Genomic DNA, 6,526 nt, shown 5'->3' on the forward strand with positions numbered 1-6,526 from the left:
CGTGCGCACCACCCAGAAGGCCCTCGATCCGGTGCCGTGGGACATCGACGTCGCCGAGAGTCGCGACCGATTCCACCCCTGGCGCTGGGGCGGCACCATCGCCCTGGTGCTCGTCACGGTGGCGTTGGCCCTCTTCCTCGCGCTCAACCCGCGATTCGAGTGGGATGTCGTCGCGGACTATCTCTTCTATCCGAGCGTGCTCGAGGGCCTCGCGATGTCGGTGCTGCTGGCCGTGCTGGCGATCGGCCTCGGGACGGTGCTCGGGACGGTGCTCGCACTCGGCCGGCTCTCCGGCTTCGCTCCGGCGCGACTGGCCGCCCAGGCCTACATCGCGGTCTTCCGCTCGATCCCGCCGTTGGTGCAGCTCATCTTCTGGTTCAACCTCGGCTATCTCATCCCGACCATCGGGCTCCCCGGTGGCCACGGTCCGCAGTGGACCACCACCAGCCTGATCACCCCTCTGTCGGCGGCCATCATCGGGCTCACCCTGCACGAGTCCGCCTACATCGCCGAGATCGTCAGATCCGGGATCACCTCGGTCCCACCGGGCCAGATCGACGCGGCGAAGGCGGTCGGGATGACCCCGCGCCAGACGTTCCTGCGGGTGATCGTGCCCCAGGCGATGCGGGTGATCCTGCCGCCGTTCGGCAACGAGTTCATCTCCACCGTCAAGGGCACCTCACTGGTGAGCGTCATCGCGATGAGCGACCTGCTCTTCTCGGTGCAGGTCATCGCCGACCGCACCTACCAGATCGTCCCCATGCTGGTCGTCGCGTGCCTGTGGTACCTCGTGGTGATCACCGCCCTCACCTACGTCCAGCGGACGCTGGAGCGACGCTACGGCCGAGGCTTCCAGGACACCCGCACGCGACGACGCACCGCTCGTCCGGGAGGCAGCCGATGACCGCGACCGATCCACGTCCGGTCCTGCAGGTCCGAGGTCTGCGCAAGACCTTCGGCGACCGGGAGGTCCTGCACGGCGTCGACCTCACGGTGCACGAGGGGGAGGTCGTCGTGGTCATCGGACCCTCCGGCTCGGGCAAGTCGACCCTGGTCCGCTGCGTGCATCAACTGGAGTCCATCCAGGGCGGATCGATGTTCCTCGACGGCGAGCTGCTCGGCTACCAGCAGCACCGCGGTGGCCTGCGCACGCTCGACCCCGCTCGGGTCGCCCGTCAGCGGCGCCGGATGGGGATGGTCTTCCAGCAGTTCAACCTGTTCCCGCATTGGACGGTCCTGGAGAACATCGCCCGGCCGCAGGTCATGGTGCACGGTTCCACACGCGACGCGGCGCACGCCCGCGGCCGGGAGCTGCTCGATCGGGTCGGTCTCGGCGACAAGGCGCATGCGCACCCGCGCGAGCTCTCCGGCGGTCAGCAGCAGCGGGTGGCGATCGCCCGAGCCCTCGCCCCGCATCCGCGGATCATGCTCTTCGACGAGCCGACCTCGGCGCTGGACCCCGAGCTGGTCGACGAGGTGCTCACCGTGCTGCGGGACCTGGCCCGGGTCGGCATGACGATGATCGTCGTGACCCACGAGATGGCGTTCGCCCGACAGATGGGAGACCGGGTGGTCTTCATCGACCAGGGTGGCATCGTCGAGGAGGGCACCGCCGAGCAGATCTTCGAGCGGCCACGGACCGAGCGCCTGCGCGCCTTCCTGAGCCGCTCCCGGGGCGAGACCAGCGCTCGACGGGTGCAGGCGTGAGCATCACGGTGGCGGCGGTCGGCGACCTCGTGCTCGACGAACCGGATCCGGCCTCGTTCCTGGCGCCGAGCCGACCGGTGCTGAGCGCCGCCGACGTCACGATCGGCCACATCGAGGTGCCGCACTCGCACAGCGATGTCCAGGCGAGTCTCGACGTCCCGGCGCCACCGGCCGATCCGGGTGCCCTGACCGCGGTGGCCGAGGCGGGGTTCGACATCGTGACCCTCGCCGGCAACCACGTCTACGACGCGGGTGCCGACGGGGTGCGCGACACGGTGCATCATGCGCGGGCCGCCGGTCTGCGCACCGCCGGGGCCGGGCCGGACCTGGCCGCGGCCCGGCGACCCGCGCTGCTCTCGGCCGGAGGGACCACCGTGGGTGTCCTCAGCTACAACTGCGTCGGCCCGCGCGAGGCGTGGGCAGCCTCGCAGAAGGCCGGTGCCGCCTACGTCAAGGTGCTGACCCACTACGAGTTGGACTCGGCCACGCCGGGAGGCCCACCGACCGTCTACACCTTCGTCGCTCCCGACAGCCAGCGCGAGATGGCGCGCGACATCGCGGCGTTGCGCGACCAGGTCGACGTCACCGTGGTCGCCCTGCACAAGGGGATCGGCCACACCCCGGCGGTGCTCGCCGACTACGAGGTGCCGTTGACGCACGCGGCGGTCGACGCCGGCGCGGACCTCGTGGTCGGTCACCACGCGCACATCATGCGTGGTGTCGAGATCTACCGCGGCGTGCCGATCTTCCACGGCCTCGGGAACTTCGTCACCGTGACGCGAGCACTCAACGGCGGCGGCGACTCCGCCGAGCGGCGGGCCTGGGCCGAGCGCAGGCTCCAGATGTTCGGCTTCGCCCCGGACCCACGGATGCCGACCTACCCGTTCCACCCGGAGAGCCGGAACACGGCGATCGCCTGGTGCAGCTTCGCCGACAGTCGTCTCACCGAGGTGGCCCTCCGACCCTGCTGGATCGACGACGACGCACGGCCGGTGCCGCTGACCGATGAGCGAGCCGCGGCACCGGTCGCCGACTACATCGCCGACATCTCCCGCCGCGCCGGGTTCGACACCGAGTTCGCCTGGGCCGAGGACAGGCTGCTGGTCTCGACGCCCGGTCACCGGCAGCCCCGTACCTAGGATCACGAGGAAAGACGTTGAGCACTCGACCGTTGGACGGCGTCGTCGTCCTGGACCTGACCACCGCGCTGGCCGGCCCCTACGCCACCCTCCTGTTGGCCGGACTCGGGGCTCGGATCATCAAGATCGAGAACCCGGCCACCGGCGGAGACGCCGCACGCAACAACTCCCCCTACCTTACCTCCGATGGGCTCTCGCTGGCTCGCGGTGCGGAGTCGAACCTCTCGGTCTCGATCCTCTCCCGTGGCCGCAACAAGGAATCGATGACGCTGGACCTGAAGGATCCTCGTGGCCGGGCGGTCTTCCTCGATCTCGCCCGGCACGCCGACATCGTGGTCGAGAACTTCAGTGCCGGCGTCACCCGGCGACTGGGCATCGACTACTCCCGCCTCCGCGAGGTGAACCCCCGGATCGTCTACACCTCGATCAGCGGCTTCGGCTCCGACGGCGGTGAGGACCGCGCGATGGACACCATCATCCAGGCGCTCAGCGGGATGATGATGACCGCCGGTGAGCCCGGTGGCGGACCGGTCAGGTTCGGCGTCCCGGTCGGGGACCTGGTCGCCCCGCTCTTCGCGGTGATCGGGACCCTCGGGGCCTTCCACCAGCGCCGGACGACCGGCTCGGGCCAGCACGTCGACGTCTCGATGCTGGGCTCGCTGACCTCACTGGTCGCCGCCGAGCCGTTCGACGCCTACAGCGAGATCGGGCTGGAGTACCGCACCGGCGACCACGTGCCACGACTCGCCCCGTTCGGCCTGTTCCGCGCCGCGGACGGCTGGTTCGCCATCTGCGCCCCGGCCGACAAGTTCGCCCATGGCGTGCTGCGCGCAATCGGGCAGCCGGACCTCGTCGACGACGACCGGTTCCACCGGCGCGACCAGCGTGTCCGCCACGCGGAGGAGCTGCACCAGCTGATCTCGGACTGGGCCCGGAGCCTCGCCCTGGGCGAGGTGCTCGCCGCGCTCGGGTCGCAGCAGGTGCCGGTCGCACCGGTCCGCGAGCCCGGCGAGGCCGTCCGCGACCCGCGGGTGCTCAAACGCAGCGAGGTGGTCCCGCTCAGGCTTCCGGACGGGACGACCGGCGCCGAGGTCTACGGACCCGGCATCCCGTTCCTGCTCTCCGACTCCGACACCTCGCTCGACCGACCGGCACCACACCTGGGCGAGAACACCGAGCAGGTCCTCGCCGAGCTGCTCGGGTACGACGCGGCGCGCGTGGCCGAGCTGCGCGGCGCGGGTGTCGTGTGAGGACGGACTCGCGACCGCCGCGCATCGGCCTCATCGGCGCCGACGTCCCCGGTGAGCTCGTGCTCGCCACCGGGGCGATCCCGGTGCGGTTGAGCGCGGTGGACACGACCGTGCCCGGCCACCGAGCCGAGGAGTTGCTCGGGGCCGTCGACCCCGCCGCGGTGGCCCTGCTCGCTGGGCTGCTGGCCGGGCAGCTGGCCGAGGGCGGAGAGCTGGCCGGGATCGTCTGCTCCCGCGACCGGGAGGCGTCGCTGCGGATCTACTACGTCCTGCGCGAGCTGGCGACCCGGGACGAGCGCCTGCCACCCGTCCACCTCCTCGACCTGGTGCACCTGCCACGCGCCAGCACGTTGCGGTACGACGTCGCCCAGCTCGAACGACTCGCCGACGTGCTTGCCCGCTGGACCGGGATCGCGGTGCGCGCGGAGGCCCTGGTCGAGGCCACCGCCCGGCGGGCCGCCGTCCGCGAGGCTCTCGGCAGGCTGCAGGGCCTGCGTGCCCGGGGCCGGGTCCGCGGGAGCGAGGCACTCGAGCTCTACGCCGCCGCCGAGACGCTCCCGCCCGATCGGGCACTCGCCCTGATCGAGGCGCGGATCTCCTCGGCGGGCCCGGCCGAGGAGCGTCCCCGGCTCTTCCTCTCCGGCAGTGCCCACGACGGCCCCGCGGTCTACCGGGCGATCGAGGCACGGGGCTGGAGCGTCGTGGCCGAGGACCACGACCGAGGTGCGCTCGCGCTGAACGTCGACCTGGACCCGGCCATGGTGGCCGACGAGGGATACCTGGCGATCGCCCGGGCGTACCGGGACCGCGGCCCGGACAGCGCCACCGCCTCCGCCGCCGCGCGAGCCGAATGGGCCGCCGGCCTGGCCCGAGCCAGTGGCGCTCGAGCCGGTCTCAGCTGGGTCCGGCGCCATGACGAGGCGCCGCTGTGGGACTTCCCGCTGTTGCGCGAGCGTCTCGGCGTACCGGTCATGATGCTGCGCGACCAGGGACTGGAACCCGACGAGGACCGGTTGGCCACCGCGCTCGACTCGCTGGCGGCCGCGACCTCGGGGGCGGCGCGGTGACGGCCCGGACCGCGCGGGCCGCCAGCGCACACCAGAAGGAGTGGTTCGCCGACCTGCGCCGCCGGGTCGTCGAGGACGGCGAGTACTTCGCCCTGGTCAACGCCGACGCTCCACAGGAGATCCTGCGCGCCATGGGGGTCCCCTACGTGGTCAACCAGTGGTGGGCCTCGCTGGTCAGCGCCAAGCGACTGGCCGACCGGAGCCTCGACCGGCTGCGCGCCGGAGGGCATCCGGACGACTCGCGACAATACGACGCGATCCCGCTCGGGTCGGTCGATCTCCCCGAGGACATCGCTCCCTGGGGCGGCCTGCCGCGACCGGACCTGGTCGTCGCCGAGCTCGCCGGGGACGGGGCGCGCAAGGTCTTCGATCTGTGGGCGGAGCACGCCGACGGATCGACGACCGAGTTCTTCCCGTTCGAGCGGACCGCCTCCGCCCAGGCCCCGTCACGCTGGTGGGAGCTGGTCCCGCACCGCTGGGAGGAGGCGTTCGGCCCGGACCGGATCGACCTGATGGTGGCCGAGTGCGACCGGCTCATCGCTCTGCTGGAGCGTCGTACCGGCCGCCGCTTCGAACCGGACCGGCTCGCCGACGTCATGCGCCTGGTCAACGAACAGGCCGAGTGGAACCGTCGCTCACGCGACCTGCTGGCGGCGGCACGGCCGATGCCGGTGAGCGTCCACGACAGCATCAACTCGGTGATGATCCCGCAATGGCATCGCGGCACCCAGTGGGCCGTCGACGCCGCCCACGCCTTCCACGACGAGCTCCAGCGGGCGGTCCGGGACGGCCGCGCGGTCTGCCACGCCGAGCGGCTCCGGCTGATGTGGGTGGGGCGCGGGCTCTGGTTCGACCTCGACCTGTATCGCCGCTTCGAGCGGGACCACGGAGCGGTCTTCGTCTGGTCGATGTACCTGGCCATCGCCGCGGACGGATACCCCCGCTACGGAGCCGATCCACTGCGTGCCCTCGCGGCGCGGTTCACCGGCTTCACCGACCAGCTCTACATGCCCGGGTGGGCCGACGAGTGGTACCTCAAGGAGGCGCGGCTGCACGGGGTCGACGGCGTCGTCCATCTGGTCGCCGAGGACCGTCCCGGCGCCCACTTCACCACTCGCCGGCTCGAGGAGGCGGGGATCCCGGTGCTGGAGATCCACGCCAGCAACGCGGACCCGCGCTCCACCGCCGCCGCGACGCTCGGCGACCGCATCGAGCGGTTTGTGGTCGAGCGGCTCGGCGGATGAGAAGCCCTATGTCAAGCCGCCCCGGTCTGGCTGGCGAGGAAGCGTTGCAGGGCGCGGTGTCGGGCGGGGTCGTAGGCGAGGTCGTCTTGCCAGCAGTGCCAGATGATGTGGAGCCAGGC

At 71.7% G+C, this 6,526-nt stretch carries 6 protein-coding genes; all 6 read left to right on the plus strand.

Translation table 11 applies throughout. The features are described 5' to 3' along the window. Position 1: 1 nt before the first annotated feature. The 6 genes from QM638_RS01865 to QM638_RS01890 are packed head-to-tail and all read left to right on the plus strand — an operon-like array spanning position 2 to position 6,407. A complete protein-coding gene (locus QM638_RS01865) occupies positions 2-904 on the plus strand; it encodes an amino acid ABC transporter permease (protein ID WP_415140230.1) in 903 nt (300 codons plus the stop codon). Then, positions 901-1,707, plus strand: a complete 807-nt coding sequence (locus tag QM638_RS01870) for an amino acid ABC transporter ATP-binding protein (RefSeq protein ID WP_415140231.1) — start codon at positions 901-903, stop codon at positions 1,705-1,707. The genes QM638_RS01865 and QM638_RS01870 overlap by 4 nt, the downstream gene beginning before the upstream one ends. After that, positions 1,704-2,846, plus strand: a complete 1,143-nt coding sequence (locus QM638_RS01875) for a CapA family protein (protein ID WP_415140232.1) — start codon at positions 1,704-1,706, stop codon at positions 2,844-2,846. Before QM638_RS01870 ends, QM638_RS01875 begins: the two co-directional genes overlap by 4 nt. Positions 2,847-2,863: 17 nt before the next feature. Next, on the plus strand, positions 2,864-4,096 hold the full coding sequence (locus QM638_RS01880; RefSeq protein ID WP_415140233.1) for a CaiB/BaiF CoA transferase family protein: 1,233 nt from the start codon (positions 2,864-2,866) through the stop codon (positions 4,094-4,096). Beyond that, positions 4,093-5,163, plus strand: a complete 1,071-nt coding sequence (locus tag QM638_RS01885; protein ID WP_415140234.1) for a 2-hydroxyacyl-CoA dehydratase family protein — start codon at positions 4,093-4,095, stop codon at positions 5,161-5,163. Before QM638_RS01880 ends, QM638_RS01885 begins: the two co-directional genes overlap by 4 nt. Beyond that, positions 5,160-6,407, plus strand: coding sequence for a 2-hydroxyacyl-CoA dehydratase (locus tag QM638_RS01890; protein WP_415140235.1), 1,248 nt, complete (start codon positions 5,160-5,162; stop codon positions 6,405-6,407). Before QM638_RS01885 ends, QM638_RS01890 begins: the two co-directional genes overlap by 4 nt. Positions 6,408-6,526 lie beyond the last annotated feature (119 nt).

The sequence above is a fragment of the Nocardioides sp. genome (assembly GCF_047606145.1).
In the GTDB taxonomy this organism is placed as follows: Bacteria; Actinomycetota; Actinomycetes; order Propionibacteriales; family Nocardioidaceae; genus Nocardioides.